The sequence below is a fragment of the Lysinibacillus sp. LZ02 genome (assembly GCF_050613145.1).
In the GTDB taxonomy this organism is placed as follows: domain Bacteria; phylum Bacillota; class Bacilli; order Bacillales_A; family Planococcaceae; genus Lysinibacillus_B.
Genome location: NZ_CP192507.1, coordinates 1544386 through 1564625 on the forward strand (window position 1 = coordinate 1544386; position 20240 = coordinate 1564625).

Consider the following 20240-nt stretch of genomic DNA (forward strand, 5'->3'; position numbering starts at 1 on the left):
ATCGCTTAATACTAGGCGGCAATATAGCCATTTATAAGGGGAGTTTACACAATGGAAAAAGTAGACCACATTGGAATCGCAGTACGAAATATCGATGAACGTATTACATATTATACGGAAACACTTGGTTTAAAACTTTTAAAATTAGAAGAAGTAGAATCTCAACAAGTGAAAGTAGCTTTCATCGATGCTGGAAACGTAAAAATTGAGCTTTTAGAACCAATGAGTGAAAAAAGTGCAATTCATGGTTTCTTAGAGAAACGCGGTGAAGGCATTCATCACGTAGCATTTGGTGTTACAGGTATCCGTGAACGCATGGCTGAACTTCGTGAAAAAGGTGTACGCCTTCTTTCAGATGAACCTGGTCCTGGTGCAGGCGGCGCTGAAGTAGCGTTCTTACACCCGAAAGACTCTTTCGGTGTACTATACGAATTATGTGATAAAAGTGGAAAAGGGGAGCAAAAATAATGGCACTTACTGTAGATATGTTTGACAAAATTAATGAACTATATGATCGCAAAGGGATTATTGAATTAGGTGGCGGTGACGCTCGTATCGAAAAACAACACGAAAAAGGCAAAATGACTGCTCGTGAGCGTATCGAGATGTTACTTGACGAAGGTACTTTCGTAGAGATCAACCCATTCATCACACACCGTACGGTAGACTTCGGTATGGAAAAATTAGAAGGACCTGGTGATGGTGTAGTAACTGGTTTCGGTAAAATCAATGGCCGTAACGTATACTTATTCGCACAAGATTTCACTGTATTCGGCGGTGCACTTGGTGAAATGCACGCGAAAAAAATTGCAACAGCAATGGACTTAGCTGCGAAAAACGGTACACCTTTCATTGGTATTAACGATTCAGGCGGTGCGCGTATTCAGGAAGGCGTACTTTCTTTAGATGGTTATGGTCACATTTTCTACCGTAACTCTATTTACTCGGGTGTAATCCCACAAATTTCAGTAATTATGGGACCATGTGCGGGTGGAGCAGTTTATTCTCCAGCAATCACTGACTTTATCTTAATGGTTGATAAAACATCTCAAATGTTCATCACAGGACCGAAAGTAATCGAAACGGTAACAGGTGAGAAAATTTCTTCTGAAGGTTTAGGTGGTTCAAAAGTACACAACGCGATTTCTGGTAACGCCCACTTCCGTGCTGAAAGCGAAGAAGCGGCGATTGCTCAAATCCAACAATTATTATCTTACTTACCACAAAACAATAAAGAGAAAGCACCAAAAGCAGAATATACTGCAGGAGATGAGTATCGCTCAGAGCTTGTAGATGTTGTGCCAATCGACCAAACAAAATCGTACGATGTGCGTAAAGTTGTTGAACTAGTAGTGGACGAAGGTTCATTTATGGAAGTTCAAAAAGAATTCGCGAAAAACATCGTAGTTGGTTTCGCTCGTATCGCGGGTGAATCTGTAGGTCTTGTATGTAACCAACCGAAGTTTTTAGCAGGTGGTTTAGACATCGATTCTTCAGACAAATTAGCTCGTTTCGTACGTACGTGTGACGCATTCAACGTACCTGTAATTACATTCGAAGACGTATCTGGCTTCTTCCCAGGTGTAAAACAAGAGCACGGTGGTATTATCCGTCACGGCGCGAAAATCCTTTATGCTTACTCAGAAGCAACTGTACCAAAAATTACAGTGATCTTACGTAAAGCATACGGTGGTGCATACGTAGCGCTTAACTCTAAAGCAATCGGTGCGGACTTAGTATTCGCTTGGCCAAACGCTGAAATCGCGGTAATGGGTGCTGCTGGTGCGGCAAACATCATCCACGCTGGTGAAATCGCAAAATCGGCTGATCCAGAAGCAACGCGTGCACAAAAAATCGAAGAGTATAAAGAGAAGTTCGCAAATCCTTACGTTGCAGCATCTCGCGGTATGGTAGACGATGTAATCGATCCACGCGAAACACGTATTAAGTTAATCCAAGCATTAGATATGCTTTCTACAAAACACGAAGACCGTCCATACAAAAAACACGGCAATATTCCTCTATAAGAAGCGAACAAAATCGCTCTCACCATTTGTGAGAGCGTTTTTTTTAGTGTGACGATATCCGTATGATAATAACTAATTTTCTCGATATTTTCCTATGTCCAATTTTTTTTGTAGTAAAACTATCGCAATTATATAAAGGTTCAATATCAAAATATGTTCTTGATTAAAGAATATAGGATTCTAAAAGCACATGGAGCGAAGTATGAGCGACGAGGAGGCTCGACCTCGCCCGCGGAAAGCGTTCGCCCGTAACGGAATGTGCGGTCAAGTACATGTTTCGGTGAATATCCTGTATAAAGGAGGAAAAAATATGAATTTAATTGAATTGCAACAACAACTCCAAAGTTATAAAATGCAAATTCTTTCATTAGAGAAGTTAAAAAAGCAACAAGCATCATTAGAACATCAAATGAAGCATGTAGCAGTTAATATTGAAAAATACGAACAAGATTTAAAAGATGCGCGCAAAAAATTAAACAAATTAGAAGGTTTTTCTTTTGTTAATGTATTTCGTACATGGACAGGCAAACAGCAAGAGTTAGTAGAAGAACGCTTAGATGTGATGGCAACGAAAGAGTTAAAACTGATTGAAGCCCAACTGATGCAGGAAGATTTAAATGATGATTTAGTCGATACGATTTATAAAATAAATGCTGTTAATGAGCCGTATTTAATCGATCAAATCAAAGAGCTTGAAAATAAAATTCAACTTTACTATATGGCGAATCATCAAGAAAAAGCGGCTATATTAGATGAAATCATTGAACAACAATTTTTAGTGCAACCATTATTAACTGAAATACATGAGGCGATTACAGCAGGAAAAGAAGCGCAACGAAAGCTAGTTGAAGCAGCCCAAGCATTACAGACAGCAAAGAATTATTCAACATGGGATACATTTTTAGGTGGGGGGCTCATTGCCACAACATTAAAACACGAGAAACTTGATAAGTCTAATGCGTATTTGCATCGAGCGCAAATAGCTCTCCAACGTTTTCAAAATGAATTATTAGATATTCAAGAGATGAAACACGAAACATTACAAATCGATACAGATGGTTTTGTCAAATTTGCTGATTTCTTCTTTGATGATGTATTTTCAGCATGGTCCATTCATTCGAAAATCGCCACTTCTACAAACCAAATTTCGCGTGTATTAGATGATGTATCGAATACATTACTTGCACTGAAACATAAGCTTGAAATAGTAGAGCAACAAAAAGAACAATTAGCTGTAAAAAAAGCGAACTTGCTATCAGATGAATAGGAATAATTGTTTTTCATTGGTGATAGAGGTAAAATAGTACCATCTTATTTTGGATTAAAGGGGAGTGTACTTTATGACTACTCGCGTTGTAAAAGAATTTTTAGAACTGGTACAAATTGACTCTGAAACGAAACATGAAGAAATAATTGCACCAATTCTTGTGGAAAAGCTTGAGGAAATGGGCTTTGATGTTGTGCAAGATGATGCGCATACACGTAATGGACACGGAGCAGGGAATATTATTGCTACTTTAAAAGGTACACTGGATGTAGAGCCGATTTACTTTACTGTACATATGGATACAGTTGTACCAGGAAAAGGAATTAAGCCGGAAATTCGTGAAGACGGTTATATTTACTCAGATGGAACAACCATTTTAGGTGCCGATGATAAAGCGGGAATGGCTGCCTTATTTGAAATGGCGCGCCGTTTAAAAGAGCAAAATATTGCACATGGTACGATCCAGTTTATTATTACGGCGGGAGAAGAAAGTGGTTTAGTTGGTGCAAAAGAGCTTGATCCATCGATGATCATAGCGAAATATGGATTTGCGGTCGATAGTAACGGTAAAGTAGGCGAGATTGTCGTAGCAGCGCCATTTCAAGCGCGGATTGAGGCAAAGATTATTGGGAAAACAGCTCATGCAGGTGTGGCACCTGAAAAAGGGATTTCAGCCATTACGCTTGCTGCAAAATCCATTGCACAGATGAAGCTAGGTCGCCTAGACGAAGAGACAACCGCTAATATCGGTCGATTTGAGGGTGGCAAAGCGACCAATATTGTCTGTGATGAAGTAAATATTTTAGCGGAAGCACGCTCTATTGACGAGACTAAACTAAACGCACAAACCGCACATATGAAAGAAACGTTTGAAACAGTTTCAGCACAGCTAGGTGGTCGTGCAGAAGTAGAGGTACAGCTTATGTACCCTGGATTTAGAGCCACTGAAGCTGATAAAGTAGTACAAGTAGCAATGGAAGCAGCACGTCATGTAGATAGAGAGCCAACGTTAGGGATTTCAGGTGGTGGTAGTGATGCCAATGTTATTGCTGGGTTTGGTATTCCAACTGTCAACTTAGCGGTAGGCTATGAAGAAATTCATACAACAAATGAACGGATGCCTATTGAAGAACTAGAAAAGCTAGCCGATTACTTAGTTGAAATTGTAAAATGCGCAGGAAAATAACGGGAAGAGGGGTTACTATGGGGTTTGAAAAATCAGTTGTATTTGCTTGTGGACAGGAAGAGTATGCCGTACCAGTAGAACAAGTTGTATCCATTGAAAAGTTAGAGCGTATTACACCTATTCCACACTTACCGAATTATTTGTTAGGCTTCACACGCATGCGCGGGGAGCTCATTCCAGTGATTGATTTTCAACGTATTTTATATCATCAATCAAGTCAAGGTGAACAAGTACGTATTATCATTTTAAATACAGATGTCGTCAATTACGGACTGGTTGTAACAGATGCGCGTGAAATATTAGATTTCGATCCAAGTGTTTTAAAACAAGTAGGCCTTGTAAATTATGCAAAAACAGCTTATTTTACGGCTGTTGCCAATTTAGAAGATCGCATGATTACATGTGTTGATCCGAAAATTTTAGTGAATTCATTAGAAGGAATTCGTGAAATTATTGAATACCTTCACAAAATGTTAGCCGACGAAGAAAACGTAAAGGCTTAGCATGTGAAAGATGCAAATAGCCATCTTTTCGTACATGTGAAAACTAGTTCATTTACAAAAGGAGATAAGCCCGCTATCGCATAGATAGCGAGCTATATCTTTTTGAGCTAACAGTTAGTGGGGTTTATTTTCTATAGCTTGCCAATCGATGCGTGTTAGTGTTCTTTTTATTATTTCTTCATTTACATTATTCCATATAGGAGTAGTGGAAGTAGCTATATGGAATACTCCAGAGACTTCAGTTTGAGTAGCAATAAGCGTACGCATTTTTGGTTTCATTTTATCACTAGAAGATGTCATTATTTCTTTCCTTTCTATTAAGAATGTAAGTTCATCATTACGCACAATGAACGGTATTATATGTTTATTTTACCTTATATTACCTAGTTATTACATATATTTGCTCATGGGTGTTGAGTAGAGTTAATATGAAGGCGTTAAATTGTTGATATCGAAAAATATTTTATAAGTCGCTTAAGTCGTGTTCCTTCTTTACGTATAAAGGAGGGGCTTTTTTGTTATAATAAAGGAAATATTAGGAAAGGTTTGATTCGCCTTGAAACTAACAATTGAATGGACATATAAAACACCTAAAGGGGCAACGACAATCTTTCGCTCAGAACCGATGAGCGTTGAACATACACTGATGATTGCGGAAGATTTAGAACGTACTGGTCGTGTGAAAACGATAGAAATCATGGATGAACACGATAGTACATGGATGATTAAAGAGTTGAAGAAGTATATAAAAGAAATGGAGACAGAACCGCATAATATTAAAGTGTATTTTGACGGTGGCTTTGATGTGCAAACAAAAGGTTCAGGTCTCGGTGTCGCGATTTATTATGAGAAAGATGGTAAGTCTTACCGCTTGCGTCGTAATGCATATGTATCAAGTTTAGATTCAAACAATGAGGCAGAATATGCAGCATTGCATTTAAGTTTAGTGGAATTAGAATTAATGGATGTGCATCATCAAACGGTACGCTTTATCGGTGATTCTCAAGTGGTAATCAATCAATTAAACGGGGAATGGCCAGCTTATGAGCAAAATTTAGCAAGCTGGGCAGATAAAATAGAAGGTAAGCTACAATCATTAGGCATCATTCCTGAATACGAACTCATTTCTCGAAAACAAAATACGGAAGCAGATCGTCTTGCTACACAAGCACTTCAAGGAACAGATATTTCAGGAGAAATAGAATTACAATCATAAATATAATATTACTTATGCTAAGGCCTACACAGCAATAGTTTAAACTGAAAAAGCCCACCACCTTTAATTATGATATTCAAAAATGTAAGAAGTTTGTTGTTTCCATAATGCTATAAAAGTGAAAAGTCGATTTGTACCAATAATGCGGGTATGAATCGACTTTTTTAGTGAATTCTCCAGTTAGCGTGAAATGTATTTTTGGATTACATATAGAAAAATAACATTTAATAGCTTAAAATAGACTTTAAGTACAGAAAGAATGCGGTAAAGATAAAGTGTATATGGGAGAATAGGGGGAGTTTGGATGGGAGAAACAAAATATTGCAAAGATTCACGTGTGTTGAGGTCAAGTCGTGTATTTCCAAATGATTTTAATAATCATAACACGCTTTTTGGTGGACGCTTATTAAGTGATATGGACCAAGTAGCATCCATTTCTGCCGCAAAGCACAGTCGTCGTGAGTGTGTCACGGCTTCAGTTGATACAGTCGAATTTTTACAGCCGATTCGTCCAGAAGAGTCGGTCACATTTGAGTCATTTGTTATATGGACAGGAACAAGTTCGATGGAAATATTTATTAAAGTATATGCGGAAAATTTGCGTACAGGGGAACATAAAATCGCTGCTATTGCCTATTTTACATTTATAGCACTTGATGAAAATCGAAAGCCAGTAAAAGTACCGCAAGTGATTCCTGAAACATCGGAGGAACGGTATTTATTTGAAAAATCTAAGCAACGTGCACTATTCCGAGAAGATAAGCAAATCCATAATAAAGAAATCATTTTATACTTACGTGAAAACCATGTAATGAGTTAATGAAAAGGCGTGATGCAGTGAAGTAACTGCTCACGCCTTAGTCTTGTGACATATGGATCGCCAAGTGACCGAAAGGATAAATTGAATCATACATCATCAATTCATTTGTTTTGTATAGTTGTTCTTGCATATTTGCTTTGTGAACAAGTGTAAGAAATGCTGGTAGGACAACTTGCTGTTTAGTATTAATAGTGGTGAAAGTATTAACAGGTATATTGGGTTCGGTAATGTGCCGCTTTGGTAGTATTTCGGTGTTATCTACGCTGTAGGCTTCAAATTCGCCATTCACGCCATGCATACTACTTAAACCAGTTTCATTTTCTTCCTTTGCGAACGAGACTGAGAGAATAAAGCTACCAATGACTAAAAATGCAATGAAAGCGTTTACTAACTTTTTCATACGATTCACACCTATTCTAATAGTATTCACCTATCTACTACATATGTATGTTCATCTATTATTTATGCCTCTAATTTGAATGTATCTCTCGAAATAAACTATTAACTTATAATGAATAAATTTACAAACATATATTACCATTTAAGTAGCCGTTGCTTTCTGCTCCGGCACTCGCTTTCCACGGGCGAGATCAAGCCTCCTCGTCGCTCATCCTTCAGTGCTCCTGTCGCTACGCTTTCGTCGCAAATAAATTTCCTGCGGGGTCTTGGGGCCAACATGATGTTGGTCACGAAGGCGTTGCCGCTGTCGCTTTGCTTTCGCGCAGATAAATTGTCACAGGACGTGACGGTTTTAGCCTTCGTTCCTTTATCGCTTTCCCGTAGGAAGCTTTGCACCTGCCGCTTCACTTCCGGTGCAGAAAAACATTGCTCTGTAGCGAAAGGCGCATGCCGTCAGCTACACTCTCGTGCCTCCACTACAAGCAACTAGTGTTCAATAAAAAAATGGGGTGCTAAAGATTAATGAAATATCCTCATTGATTATAGTAGAAGGTAGGCGATTATACGTACAAATGGAAAGAAAATGATTCATGAATAGAGAAGATAAATGATTTTTCTAGAATATCGAGAAGCATTCACTTTTTTTGCCGTAGCGCGCCATAGCCACAGAAGCCAAGATTTTCTTTGCGACGAAAGCGTAGCGTCAGGAGCAGGAACAGGAGATCCAAACAGGCCGCGCCTGTTTTAGCTCCTGTGCAGGCTGTGGCAAAGCGCGGAGGCTACGATATCAATTTCTTTTAATATCTCTTACTATTTACTTGGTATTTTTAGGATGTATTTTTGTGCATTATAAACTATTAAATTGCGAGTAATCAAAGTAAGATAAATAGAGAGGTGATCTTGTGAAAACAATATTATGCATAGGAGAACTATTAATTGATTTTTTCTGTTCTGAAATGAATGTGAATTTAGTAGAGGCTACTCATTTTCAAAAGCAAGCTGGTGGAGCACCGGCAAATGTTTGTGCAACCATTGCTAAACTGGGTGGACAGGCGAAATTTTGCGGTAAGGTAGGAAATGACGCATTTGGTGCCTTTTTAGAAAAGACGCTAGTAGAAGCAGGAGTCGATACTGCGATGTTAGTAAAGGGACAGTCTCCGACAACATTAGCATTTGTATCGCGTATTTCAGGCGGTGAACGTGATTTTATTTTTAACCGTGGGGCAGATGAAACGTTGGTAATGAGTGAAATCGATCGTAAAGAGTTGAATGTCGAAATTGCGCATTTTGGTTCAGCAACAGCACTGCTTTCAAGTCCATTTTATGACACGTACATGGAAGTCATGCATATGTTGAAAAAACGCGGTGCTTTTATATCGTTTGATCCGAATTTTCGCGTGGATTTGTGGACAGGAAGAGAAGAGGTTTATCGTGAGCGTACAGATGCCTGTGTTGCACTAGCCGATTTTATAAAAATGAGTGAAGAGGAGTTTGTATTATACGGAAAACCAGTACCTCATGGGAAATGGTTTGCTGTGACGAAGGGACAAGAAGGAACGTGGATTTCGAACGGTGAGGAGTGTGCCCTTATCCCAAGTATCGACATTCAAGCTATCGATACGACAGGTGCGGGTGATGCATTTGTCGGTGCAATGTTAAAGCAGTTCGCGGATTATCCGACGCTAGAAATGTTAAATTTTCAACATTTTAAGCAACTAACACAATTCAGCAATATCGTCGGTGCTTTAACTTGTACAGCAGTAGGCGCAATGACAGCCCTTCCAACGACAGAAGATGTGGTATTATATATGAATAACAAGAAATAGAAAGAGGATTAAACGATGCAAGTAGCTATTATTTTAGGAGCAGCGATGGCATTTTTAGCAGTTGCTTTTGGTGCATTTGGTGCACACGCATTAAAGGATAAGTTTAAGGAGCAGAAATATGCAGATAATTGGGAGACAGCTTGTCGTTATTTAATGTACCATGCATTAGGGTTAATTTTAGTTGGTATTTTAATTGATGTTTTAGGTGAATCAGGTGCCTTAACAACAGCAACATGGTGCATGTTTATTGGCTCCCTCATTTTTTCAGGAAGCTTATATATTTTATCGTTAACAGGTATTCGTAAACTTGGGGCTATTACACCAATTGGCGGCGTTTTACAGCTTGCTGCATGGATTTGTGTTATTGTCGCAGCGATCTAAATGATTATCGACTTCTTTAAATGAGGGGTCGATTTTTTGTTGTTAAGGAAATGATAAAATGTCGCATTGTGGATAACGGTTGTTTAAAAGAGCATCTACGTTTAGGCGAAAGCGCCATCCCCTCGCGACGCTTCGACTCCCTCCTACGTGTGGCAAGCACACTTGTCGGGATTCTCCAGCGCTTGTCGGGGATTAGCAGGCGCTTTTGTTCTTTAGGGTACTATTTTCAGTAGGATATGAATAATTTACAGTTTTTTGTAAAATACTTTTGCAAAGAAAATCAGCAAATGTTATCGTTAACAATGAGGTGAATAGAGAGTGAAAATTTATGATTTGGCGGTAATTGGTGCAGGACCAGGCGGATATGTAGCGGCCATTCACGCGGCAAAAAGCGGTCTAAAAGTGGCGCTTGTTGAAAAGAACAAAGTAGGGGGCGCCTGCTATAATGTAGGCTGTATCCCATCTAAAATTATGCTTGAGCATAGTAAATTAGTGCAGGAAATTAGACGTGGTACAGATTGGGGTGTAACCGTACCGACGATTAACATTGATTTCCCTAAACTCATGCAACGGAAAGACAAGGTAGTAGAAGAATTACTACATAACATTGAAACATTTGTAGAAAAAGCACAAATTACAATGTATCGCGGGGAAGCATCTGTTTCTAGGGATCGTAAAGTAACCGTAGATGATGACGTATTTGAAGCGAAACATGTCATTTTAGCAACAGGTAGCGGCCCGTTTGTGCCACCGTTTAAAGGCATTGAAACAGCGAGCTATTACACAACAGATACATTTTTTGGTATTCAAGAGCTACCGAAGGAGTTAACAATCGTTGGCGGTGGGGTTATTGCAATTGAAATGGCGTTTGCGCTAGCTCCAATGGGGACAAAAGTAACCGTATTAAATCATAGTAAAGATATTCTGCAAACAGAAGAGCCAGATGCAAGACCCATTATTAAAGAAAAAATGGAGCAGTTAGGTATTAAGCTTGTCACAGATTTCGCCTTTGAAGAAATAAAAGGAAATGAAATTCATACATCAATCGGGGTATTTAAATACGATAATTTATTATTTGCAACAGGTCGTCGTCCGAATACTAAAATTGCAGAAGCGCTTGAACTGCAAATGGATGGGCGTTTAATTTGGACAAATAACCATTACGAAACAAGCATCCCAGGCATTTTTGCAATCGGTGACTTAGTCGGTGGTTTCCAACTTGCACATTCTGCTTCAGCAGAAGGTATTCATGCAGTGGATTATATGTTAGGGAAGCAACCACGTGTCATTAATCAAATGGAAATCCCACGTTGTGTATATACGCATCCTGAAATTGCGACGTTCGGTATGTTAGAGCATGAAGCACCAACTGACGCTATCGTCACAAAAATGTATTTACCGACAAATCCTAAAGCATTACTTGAAGGGAATACACAAGGCTTTATGAAATTCGTAGCAAGTCCTGAAGGTGATATTTACGGTGCCTGTGTTGTTGGGGACGGCGCAACAGAAATGATTAATGCGATGTTGGCCGCAAAAGTAGCAGGTGGCTCAGTAAAAGACCTTGCTCGTATGATTTTCCCACATCCAACGGTAAGTGAACATATTGGTGATGCAGCAAGCGCTGTATTTGGAAAAGCAATCCACCTATAATGTGTAATAGTCTGTGAATTCTTTCACAGGCTTTTTTGCTATAATGAAATGGTAGGGTGGTGATAGTTTGATCGAACTAGAAAAGGAAATAGAGTATACATTATACCAGCTGATGGAGCTGGAGGTAGAAGAAGAAATTGTACAGATGAGCCAAATATTCGCCAAACTTCTTACTTCTGTACAAGCAGCACAGCTCATCGACTACAAGTTAGATGTATTGATCGATCCATCACAATGTTTACCAGAGACAAAAATATTACTTGAGAGTTTAATGGAAGTGAAAAGCCGTTTTAACCGACGCCGTAAATTGCTTACACATCGCGATATACTAAAAGTATGGTTACGAAAAAACGCTACGTTTAAATCAGAATTTTTACCTCGTATGTTTTAAGGCTATTTGGATTCTATTTCAAATAGCCCTTTTAAATTCCAATAAGCCAGTATCTTCCGAGTGCCATAACTTCGCGAAATTGCCAATACCCCCGGTCAATAAGCGGCGTTTTTGTCCCAATCGTATTTACATCGTACCCAAGCGAGGAAGCGATGGCTTGTGCGCGGTAAATATGAAAATCACTTGAGATAATGGTAAAGGAAGTAATAGATTCTGGTAGAAACTTTATAGAATTTAATATATTTTCATATGTATTCCTTGCTTGCTTTTCTACTAAAATATTGTTTTCATCTATCCCGTGCTGTATTAAATACTCCCGCATTGCATCTGCCTCACCAGCTCCACTGACAATATATTTCATGTCATCATTTTTATAAGATAGAGCCGCATCTAACCGATTTTTTAACATGGTAGAAGGTGTGCCGTTTTTATTTAATTTTGTTCCTAAAACGAGTACATATGTACCGTCATGACTAGTACTAGGTAACCAATTCGTCAGAAAAAGTGGCAAGCCTAGTAACAATATAAGTAAACAAATAAGTTGAGTGCGCATAATATTCCTCGAAAATTAATAAACTATTTACTAGTGTATCATTACTATTTTTTACTGGAAATAAGAAATTCAAGCCTGCGGACGCAATTACTGCAAGGTGTAATTGCTTTGAAAGATGGTGACATGATGAAAGAAGTAGGAATAATTATGCCGGCATATCAACCTGATGAAAAGACCATTCGCGTCATCGAAGAGTTAAGACACGTACATGAAGGTCCGATTATTATCGTAAATGATGGAAGTGATGCCAGCTACATTTTTAATAAGCTAGCAACATTTCCAGAAGTAACCGTATTACATCACGCAATGAATCAAGGAAAAGGGCGTGCACTGAAAACAGCCTTTCATTATGTGCTAAATGAGCGCCCAGACTTGCGGTCAATTGTTACAATTGATGCGGATGGTCAACATTTGACAAAGGACATCATAAAGCTTATACAATCACTTCATGAGACAGCGGATGCCCTCTTATTAGGTGTACGTAATTTTTCGCAAAAGCATATTCCGTTCCGCTCTAAATTTGGCAATGAATGCACAAAAATTATTTATCGACTAATCGTTGGCACAAAAATTAGTGATACACAAACGGGTTTACGCGGGATTCCAACTAAATTTTTACCTGCTTTATTACAGATTACTGGCGAACGGTTCGAATATGAAATGAATATATTAGCTAACTTAAAAGAGTTACAAATACCAATAGTAGAAATTCCGATTGAAACGGTTTATCTCGAAAGTAATAAATCATCTCATTTCCGTCCGTTACACGATTCATTCCAAATTTATAAAGTATTTCTTGTATATGCAATCGTAAGTGGAGCTTCTTTTTTTATTGATATACTACTATTTTTCCTTTTTGCGAAAATATTTAAAATTGTTGCACCGATGTCGTTTATTGTGATTGCAACGGTGTTGGCACGTCTTTTATCTTCTCTCTTTAATTATTATGTAAATCGCTATGCTGTTTTTAAGAGCGGCTCGAAAAAATCATTTTACAGGTATTATGTGTTAGCCGTATTTATTATGTTAGCTTCAGCTAGTTTAGTGCAATTATTGTATAGTGAATGGCTACATAATGGCGAAGTACTATTAAAAGTACTTGTAGATACTACGTTGTTTATTGTTGCGTTTATTGTACAGCGGAAATGGGTATTTAAAAAAGAGAAGCATGCTTCGTGAAAGCCGTAGATTTTAGTGTTGAATCATACTTTCTTTCATTATAGTAACTACTACACCTTGAAGTTTTGTTGATTTTTGAGTATAATGAAGTTTAGGTGCCAAACAACCTATGTAAAGTTTTTACTTTACAACAAAAGTTCCCGTTTATAGCACGGATTTGCTAGGGAGTTTTTGCTTTTAGAGCAGGGAGGATGAGCCCCTGCTCGATTTATATAAATATTAACACGCGCTACGTTGGGTAGTGCGTTTTTTTGTTTTTAAGGATGATTGTTTTTGATAAAGTTTTGAAAGCGCGATTACTAGTCTAATTTTAGACAAAGTAATCGCGCTTCTTTTCAGTATATAAAACGGTTATTATTCTTTTAGTTTAAATGTACCGACAAATGATTCTAATTGTTGTGCCATTTGATTTGTTTTAGTTGAACCTTGTGTCACTTCATTAATACTAGCGGTTGTTTCTTGAATAGCTGCTGAAATGTTTAACATTGTGCTCTCAATTTCACGGATCGCTTCTGTTAGCTGTTCAATCATTTGAGCAACATGATCGGATTTCGCTGTTTCTACCGTTATTAAATTTGAGATGTTTGTAATCGCGCTGACAGTTTCGGCTACAGCGGACGAAATATCACTAAGTGATTGAGCAGTTAACTGCACTGTTGTCGTCCCTTTTTCGATTGATTGTGTGCTATCTTTTGTTGAAGAAGTCACTTGCTGAATAAGCCCCATAATAGTTTGAACGAGTTTTTCTACTTCTAATACTTCTTGATTCGATTGTTCTGCTAGCTTTCGAACTTCCTCCGCTACAACTGCAAAACCTTTTCCATGTTCACCTGCTCTAGCCGCTTCAATGGAGGCATTCAATGCTAGAAGGTTCGTTTGTGTTGCAATACCTCCAATAGAAGTGGTAATGTCTTGGATTTTCGTGGCGGACGCAACGAGATTTTCAATTGTTTGCTGTACTTCATTCGAACTATGACGAATTAAAGTCATATCGTTTTGTGTTTCTTTCGCGCGTTGTTCACCCGTGATTGCGATTTGCATCGTTTGATTTGATTTTTCTACTGTTTCATCGGCTTTTGCTTTGATCGTTTGTAAATCTTGTGCAAGTGATGATAGCATGCCTGATGCGTTTTCTGCATGATGCATGCCACTTGTTACGGCTACTGTTACATCCTCCATGCTATGTGCAATAGTTTGAGCCGCATCTGTCATTTCATCCATGGCACTAGCGGTTTCATTTGCATTCGTTGTTAATTGATGAGAAGTGGATTGCATTGTTAACAACATATGTTGCAAGTTATCCTTCATTTGATTTAATGTACGCGCTAAGTCTCTTACTTCATCCTTTCCTTTAACTGTTGTTTTAGCGACAACTAAATTTCCATCTGCAATTTGTTTTGCTTGTTCGATTAATTGGCTAATTAGCTTTGTTTTACGACGAATTAAAAAGCCCGTAAAAATAGAAGCGATAAGCATAGGGATGAAACTAATTAAAATGCCATTACGTACAACATCCCATGTACGCTCTTTTACGATGTTAGCATTAAAATCGATGACATTAATGGCGATAATTTCTTTTGTCGGATCATGATCTTTATAAATTGGTGCATAACCAGATAGACGCTCCATATCACCAAATGTATACGGTTCTGAATACGTTGGATGATGCATATTAAGTAACATTTCAATAGCTTGTGCATCTGTTTGGAAGGAGTCACCTGGAGCAAAGCCTTTTTCTGCAAGGTTTTTATCAAGTGCGATGAGTGTGCCGTCAAGCGATAAAATATATTGTGTTTCAAAAATATCTTTATGACCTGTTGTCCAATTGAGGTCACTACTGATTTTGTCCATTGCGGCACGGTCTCCTGTAAGCGCCTTTTCTAAATTCTGTGAGTTGGTCAAGCCTGTTGTAATGTTAGCGCAGCCATATGCCTCTATACCGGCAGCATCATACAATTTATTATAAGCTGTTATATATGTAGCTACTGATGTAATCCCAAGCATGACAATCAGTATTCCAGCAATGATTGTGCCAAGTTGGAAAGTTAATGAATGATTTAGTTTCATCATTTAAATGACTCCTTTCTAAAAATCGATGTAAATTCAAGCGTGTTGTTTATTATACTATAAAGATGTATTTAGAATATATCTTTATTTTAATACATCCATTTTTTATAAAACGTTAATACCTGTATGTAAAGCATGACCGAACTGTGTGTTCTGTGATAAAATGCGCATATAATTATGAGGATAGTGAGTTGAGAGCGATGATGGAAAGTCCAAAATACGCAATTGTAGATTTAGAAACAACTGGTCATCATCCAGCGAATGGAGATCGGATGATTCAAATTGCAATTGTCATAATGAAGGATTGGTGTATTGAAAAGACTTTTACATCATTCATTCACCCAGGGAAACCAATCCCGCTTTTCATTCAAGATTTAACAAGTATAACGGATGATGATGTGCGAGATGCTTTACCTTTTGAGGCACATGCGGATTATATATATGAGTTGTTGGAAGGGTCCGTATTTGTAGCGCATAATGCGGATTTTGATTTATCGTTTTTGCAGGCGGAGTTTAAACGTGCAGGACTTTCACAGTGGCACGGCAAAGTGATTGATACCGTTGAGCTTGCGAAAATTGTATTTCCTACAGCGCTAGGTTATAAGCTAGGGGATTTAGCATATGAGTTAGGTATTCAGCATACAAAGGCTCATCGGGCAGATGCTGATGCAAAAGCGACAGCAGAGCTATTAAAAATATGCTGGGATGAGCTACTACGTTTCCCTTTACCAACATTGCAACAGCTACATAAGCGTTCATTTCGTTTGAGGTCTAATTTAGCACAGCTATTTTTTGAAGCACTTCAATTAAAACGTAGCAAAGTGGAACACTATGAAGATTATGTTTTTTACCATCAATTAGCGATGCGGAAGTTACACGTTGGAGGCGAAGATTCGTATCCAGTAGTTAATTATCCCGCTACTCGAACTGAAAAAATAGAAAAGCTAAAGGAAACAGTGCCGAACTTTGAGGAGCGTCCAAGACAATTTCAAATGATGGATTTTGTATGGGACAGTTTAAATGACAAACAAGAAAGAGTAATTGAAGCTTCGACAGGTATCGGAAAGACGCTATCGTATTTGCTTCCTGCGTTTTATTATGCAAGGAAATCGACATGTAAAGTTGGCATTAGTACGTATACATCACACTTAATGGATCAGCTATTACAAGAGGAAATTCCAAGACTTGAACGAATCACAGGAAAATCGGTAAAAATTGCGCTCCTAAAAGGCATGAATCATTATGTGGACGTAGTACGTTTTTCTCAGCAATATATGATGCAAGATGATTCTTATGATGAAACGCTCATTATTTTACAAGTACTTGTGTGGCTAACTAAAACGGAAACAGGCGATTTGGATGAAATCAATGTATCTGGTGGGGGACAACTATTCCTGAATAAAATTCGCAAAAACGAAAATTCAACTTTACTACAATCTGATTTTGATTATTATGAACGCGCGTTACGAAAAGCAAAGTATGCAGATATACTTTTAACAAATCATGCGATGCTGTTAGCCGATTTAATGCGTCCAACGCCTATTTTTGAGCAAATAGGTGGTTGGATTATTGATGAAGCGCATCAATTTGTGCAAGCTGCTATTACGCAAGACGAAAAATTATTTTCGTTTAAAAACTGGAAATATCTTTTTGGACAAATTGGGGTATACACGGATGAAGCTCAGTTTTACAAATTACAGCGATTGGCATTAAAAACGCATCGTGTACCAATGCAAGTAATGCAGCAGTTAGAAAAATTATTTATGCAAATGTTAGCGAAATTTGATCAAGTAATGCATAATCTTACACATTTATTGATGCAACAATTAAAACGGTCAAATAAGCATGATATGAAAACGACGGTGTTTTTAGAGCAACTAGCTATTGACCGTCAACAGTTTGAACAGTTTTCCACAATTGTACAACGTTGGCTTGATGCAGCAGAAGAGGTAGGGAAACAATTCGAAAAAAGTGTAGATGAGTTAGCACCGGAACATGTATTTATTTTAGACGAGTGGCGCTTTTGGATACGGGAATACAAATTAGCGATTGTGCAGTGGGACGATGTATTTTTACGTTCTAACACCGAGTACTCAACGTGGATTGAGGTGGATAGACGCAGTATCCCAAGCTCCCTTCAACTACTGAAAAAGCCTATTCAAGTGACATCAACCATTGAAAGATTGTTTAGTGCATACCGAGAAAAGATAGGGATTATTTGGACATCAGGCACAATGACAGTACCGCATAATGCCCATTTTATAACCGACCAACTAGGTATTGCACACGATGTGCCACTAGAAGTATTACAAGCACCAGCCACTTACTTTAGTGGGGCTAAAGCATTTGTTGTAACAGATATGCCGGATATTCAGACGGTTAGTCAATCAGAGTATATTGAAGCGGTTGCCCATGCTGTGACACGTACAGTAAAAACGACAGATGGACGCTGTTTTGTCTTATTTACATCACAACAAATGTTGCGTGAAACAGTGGAACTCATTCAAGATAGTGGGCTTCTTGATGAGTATATGGTATTTGCACAAGGTGTGACACCGGGTAGTCGCATGCGTCTTTTAAAAGCATTCCAAAAGTTCAACCAATCTGTCTTATTTGGTACAAATAGCTTCTGGGAAGGCGTAGATGTACCAGGGGACGGTCTTGCGTCAGTCATTGTTGTGCGGTTACCATTTTCTTCGCCAGATGAGCCAACATTCAAAGCACGTGCTAATTATTTACAGGCACAAGGGAGAAATTCATTTACTGAACTTTCTCTTCCAGAAGCCGTTTTAAGATTTAAGCAAGGGTTTGGTCGTCTAATCCGTTCTTCACAAGATAAAGGGGTATTAATTGTACTAGATCGACGAATTGAAACGAAATCTTACGGGCATGAGTTTATCCATGCATTACCGCCAATTTCTGTACAAAAACTACCACTGCGGGATATGGTATTAGCGCTTGAAGATTGGTATAATAATGAACGATGAGGAAAGAAAGCAGGGTAGCAAGATGAAGCGACTAGATAAATATTTTTCGGCATATAGATTAAAGAAGGTGGCACGATGAAAAATTGGCTCATTTTCGGCATCATATTTATGATTTCGTTAGGTCTTGCTATCGTCTCTATAGTCCTCTGGAAAGCCGATTCCCCATTTAATGAATGGGAACAAAAAGCAGAGGATTTAGCCATTGAGTCAAAGTCCCTTGCAATTGTTACAAATAGTTATGTTTACAATGGAAATAAGCCGTATGTTACGGTATTCGGGGTAGATGAATACGGTAAGGAAAAAGCAATATTTGTTCCAATCAGCTTAGAAGAGGACATGATTCAGGAAGTATTTTTGCAAGACGGTATTACAAAGGAACAAGCTTTATCGGTTTTACGTAATGAAACGAATGTGAAAGAAATACTTCATACAAAATTAGGCTATGAGGAAGCAGGCGCCGTATGGGAAATTACCTATACGAATGACGCAGAGAAGCTAAATTATGTGTATATTTTGTTTGAAGACGGGCAATGGTGGAAACGCATATTGAATTTGTAGAGGAGAGATTTTCTTGAAACAATTATTAGCTAATCGAGTAAAAACTTTAACACCATCTTCAACTTTAGCTATTACAGCAAAGGCAAAAGAGTTAAAAGAACAAGGTATTGATGTAATCGGCCTAGGTGCTGGGGAGCCAGATTTTAACACACCACAAAATATTTTAGATGCTGCAGTTGAATCGATGAACAAAGGCTTAACAAAGTATACTCCAGCAGGCGGTTTACCTGTATTAAAGCAAGCAATTATTGATAAATTACAGCGTGATAACAACCTTACATACAAAGCAAATGAAATTATGGTGGGTGTTGGGGCTAAGCACGTATTATATACATTATTCCAAGTCATTCTAAACGAAGGCGACGAAGTAATTATTCCAATTCCTTATTGGGTATCTTATCCAGAACAAGTGAAATTAGCAGGTGGTGTACCAGTTTATGTGGAAGGCACAGCTGAGCAAGGGTACAAAATTACGCCAGAACAATTAGCAGCAGCTGTAACAGAGAAAACAAAAGCAGTGATCATCAACTCACCATCAAACCCATCAGGTATGATTTATTCTCGTGAAGAGCTTGAAACATTAGCGAAAGTTGCTGAAGAAAAAGATATTATAATCGTATCAGATGAAATTTATGAAAAACTTGTATACAATGGTGTGGAACATTTTTCTATCGCGCAATTGTCAGAAAATATTAAAGCGCGTACGATTGTTGTAAATGGTGTAGCGAAATCGCACTCAATGACAGGCTGGCGCATCGGGTATGCAGCAGGTAACGCTGATATTATTAAAGCAATGACAGACCTTGCTTCACACTCAACTTCGAATGCTACAACAACAGCACAATATGCAACGGTTGAAGCATATAATGGGCCTCAAGATGCTGTAGAAGAAATGCGCCAAGCATTTGAATCTCGTCTAGAGAAAATCTACCCACAGCTTGCTGCGATTCCTGGCTTTAAAGTGTTAAAGCCACAAGGTGCGTTTTACTTATTACCAGACGTGGCTGAAGCAGCAGCGAAAACAGGGTTTGAATCGGTAGATGCATTTGCAGCTGCTCTGTTAACAGAAGCAAATGTAGCAGTCATTCCAGGTTCAGGCTTTGGTGCAGATGCGACAATCCGCTTATCGTATGCAACATCACTAGAATTACTAGAGGAAGCAGTTCGTCGGATTGATACATTTGTAAAATCAAAATGGCAAGACTAATTACTGCTCTCTCATTTTGG

The 20240-nt window shown here is 38.3% G+C and carries 19 protein-coding genes; 15 read left to right on the forward strand and 4 right to left on the reverse strand.

The features are described from left to right. The first annotated feature begins 51 nt into the window (after positions 1 to 51). The 5 genes from mce (at position 52) to ACQQ2I_RS07345 (ending at position 4983) form a co-directional block, all read left to right on the forward strand. On the forward strand, positions 52 to 468 hold the full coding sequence (mce, locus tag ACQQ2I_RS07325) for a methylmalonyl-CoA epimerase (RefSeq protein ID WP_391371990.1): 417 nt from the start codon (positions 52 to 54) through the stop codon (positions 466 to 468). Beyond that, positions 468 to 2027 carry an acyl-CoA carboxylase subunit beta gene (locus ACQQ2I_RS07330; protein WP_431029895.1) on the forward strand — a complete coding sequence of 520 codons (1560 nt, stop codon included), beginning with the start codon at positions 468 to 470 and terminating at the stop codon, positions 2025 to 2027. Before mce ends, ACQQ2I_RS07330 begins: the two co-directional genes overlap by 1 nt. A 310-nt stretch (positions 2028 to 2337) precedes the next feature. Continuing rightward, entirely contained in the window at positions 2338 to 3294 is a 957-nt protein-coding gene (locus ACQQ2I_RS07335; protein ID WP_431029896.1) for a hypothetical protein, read from the forward strand. A gap of 73 nt (positions 3295 to 3367) precedes the next feature. After that, positions 3368 to 4480: a M20/M25/M40 family metallo-hydrolase gene (locus ACQQ2I_RS07340; RefSeq protein WP_431029897.1), complete on the forward strand. Its 1113-nt coding sequence runs from the start codon at positions 3368 to 3370 to the stop codon at positions 4478 to 4480. A 17-nt stretch (positions 4481 to 4497) separates the two neighbouring features. Next, positions 4498 to 4983 carry a chemotaxis protein CheW gene (locus ACQQ2I_RS07345; protein WP_431029898.1) on the forward strand — a complete coding sequence of 162 codons (486 nt, stop codon included), beginning with the start codon at positions 4498 to 4500 and terminating at the stop codon, positions 4981 to 4983. Positions 4984 to 5097: 114 nt separating this feature from the next. On the opposite strand, the gene ACQQ2I_RS07350 is transcribed toward ACQQ2I_RS07345, so the two are convergent. Then, positions 5098 to 5283 carry a hypothetical protein gene (locus tag ACQQ2I_RS07350; RefSeq protein WP_431029899.1) on the reverse strand — a complete coding sequence of 62 codons (186 nt, stop codon included), beginning with the start codon at positions 5281 to 5283 and terminating at the stop codon, positions 5098 to 5100. A gap of 256 nt (positions 5284 to 5539) precedes the next feature. Here ACQQ2I_RS07350 and ACQQ2I_RS07355 point away from each other — a divergent pair, with 256 nt between their 5' ends. Together ACQQ2I_RS07355 and ACQQ2I_RS07360 are read left to right on the forward strand one after the other, a co-directional pair. Then, a complete protein-coding gene (locus ACQQ2I_RS07355; protein ID WP_431029900.1) occupies positions 5540 to 6199 on the forward strand; it encodes a ribonuclease H family protein in 660 nt (219 codons plus the stop codon). Positions 6200 to 6503: 304 nt separating this feature from the next. Further along, positions 6504 to 7019 carry an acyl-CoA thioesterase gene (locus tag ACQQ2I_RS07360; RefSeq protein ID WP_431029901.1) on the forward strand — a complete coding sequence of 172 codons (516 nt, stop codon included), beginning with the start codon at positions 6504 to 6506 and terminating at the stop codon, positions 7017 to 7019. A 37-nt stretch (positions 7020 to 7056) separates the two neighbouring features. Here the strand turns inward: ACQQ2I_RS07360 and ACQQ2I_RS07365 are convergent, their stop codons facing one another. After that, complete coding sequence (locus ACQQ2I_RS07365; protein WP_431029902.1) at positions 7057 to 7419, reverse strand: hypothetical protein; 363 nt, start codon at positions 7417 to 7419, stop codon at positions 7057 to 7059. A gap of 901 nt (positions 7420 to 8320) precedes the next feature. On the opposite strand from ACQQ2I_RS07365, the gene ACQQ2I_RS07370 reads away from it, so the two are divergent. From ACQQ2I_RS07370 to ACQQ2I_RS07385, 4 genes are all read left to right on the forward strand, one after another. Further along, positions 8321 to 9244, forward strand: a complete 924-nt coding sequence (locus ACQQ2I_RS07370; protein ID WP_431029903.1) for a carbohydrate kinase family protein — start codon at positions 8321 to 8323, stop codon at positions 9242 to 9244. 15 nt (positions 9245 to 9259) lie between these two features. Further along, positions 9260 to 9625 carry a DUF423 domain-containing protein gene (locus tag ACQQ2I_RS07375; protein WP_431029904.1) on the forward strand — a complete coding sequence of 122 codons (366 nt, stop codon included), beginning with the start codon at positions 9260 to 9262 and terminating at the stop codon, positions 9623 to 9625. 318 nt (positions 9626 to 9943) lie between these two features. Next, positions 9944 to 11278, forward strand: a complete 1335-nt coding sequence (lpdA, locus tag ACQQ2I_RS07380; protein WP_431029905.1) for a dihydrolipoyl dehydrogenase — start codon at positions 9944 to 9946, stop codon at positions 11276 to 11278. A gap of 67 nt (positions 11279 to 11345) precedes the next feature. After that, positions 11346 to 11669 carry a hypothetical protein gene (locus tag ACQQ2I_RS07385; RefSeq protein WP_431029906.1) on the forward strand — a complete coding sequence of 108 codons (324 nt, stop codon included), beginning with the start codon at positions 11346 to 11348 and terminating at the stop codon, positions 11667 to 11669. Between the two features lie 31 nt (positions 11670 to 11700). Here the strand turns inward: ACQQ2I_RS07385 and ACQQ2I_RS07390 are convergent, their stop codons facing one another. Then, entirely contained in the window at positions 11701 to 12222 is a 522-nt protein-coding gene (locus tag ACQQ2I_RS07390; protein WP_431029907.1) for a YdcF family protein, read from the reverse strand. Between the two features lie 108 nt (positions 12223 to 12330). On the opposite strand from ACQQ2I_RS07390, the gene ACQQ2I_RS07395 reads away from it, so the two are divergent. After that, positions 12331 to 13401, forward strand: a complete 1071-nt coding sequence (locus tag ACQQ2I_RS07395; RefSeq protein WP_431029908.1) for a glycosyltransferase — start codon at positions 12331 to 12333, stop codon at positions 13399 to 13401. A 354-nt stretch (positions 13402 to 13755) separates the two neighbouring features. Here ACQQ2I_RS07395 and ACQQ2I_RS07400 read toward each other — a convergent pair whose 3' ends face one another. Beyond that, positions 13756 to 15468, reverse strand: a complete 1713-nt coding sequence (locus ACQQ2I_RS07400; RefSeq protein WP_431030469.1) for a methyl-accepting chemotaxis protein — start codon at positions 15466 to 15468, stop codon at positions 13756 to 13758. Between the two features lie 200 nt (positions 15469 to 15668). On the opposite strand from ACQQ2I_RS07400, the gene dinG reads away from it, so the two are divergent. The 3 genes from dinG (at position 15669) to ACQQ2I_RS07415 (ending at position 20220) form a co-directional block, all read left to right on the forward strand. Next, positions 15669 to 18455: an ATP-dependent DNA helicase DinG gene (gene dinG / locus ACQQ2I_RS07405; protein ID WP_431030470.1), complete on the forward strand. Its 2787-nt coding sequence runs from the start codon at positions 15669 to 15671 to the stop codon at positions 18453 to 18455. Positions 18456 to 18530: 75 nt separating this feature from the next. Further along, positions 18531 to 19013, forward strand: a complete 483-nt coding sequence (locus tag ACQQ2I_RS07410) for a DUF5590 domain-containing protein (RefSeq protein ID WP_431029909.1) — start codon at positions 18531 to 18533, stop codon at positions 19011 to 19013. 13 nt (positions 19014 to 19026) lie between these two features. Continuing rightward, a complete protein-coding gene (locus tag ACQQ2I_RS07415) occupies positions 19027 to 20220 on the forward strand; it encodes a pyridoxal phosphate-dependent aminotransferase (protein ID WP_431029910.1) in 1194 nt (397 codons plus the stop codon). The last annotated feature ends 20 nt before the right edge of the window (positions 20221 to 20240 follow it).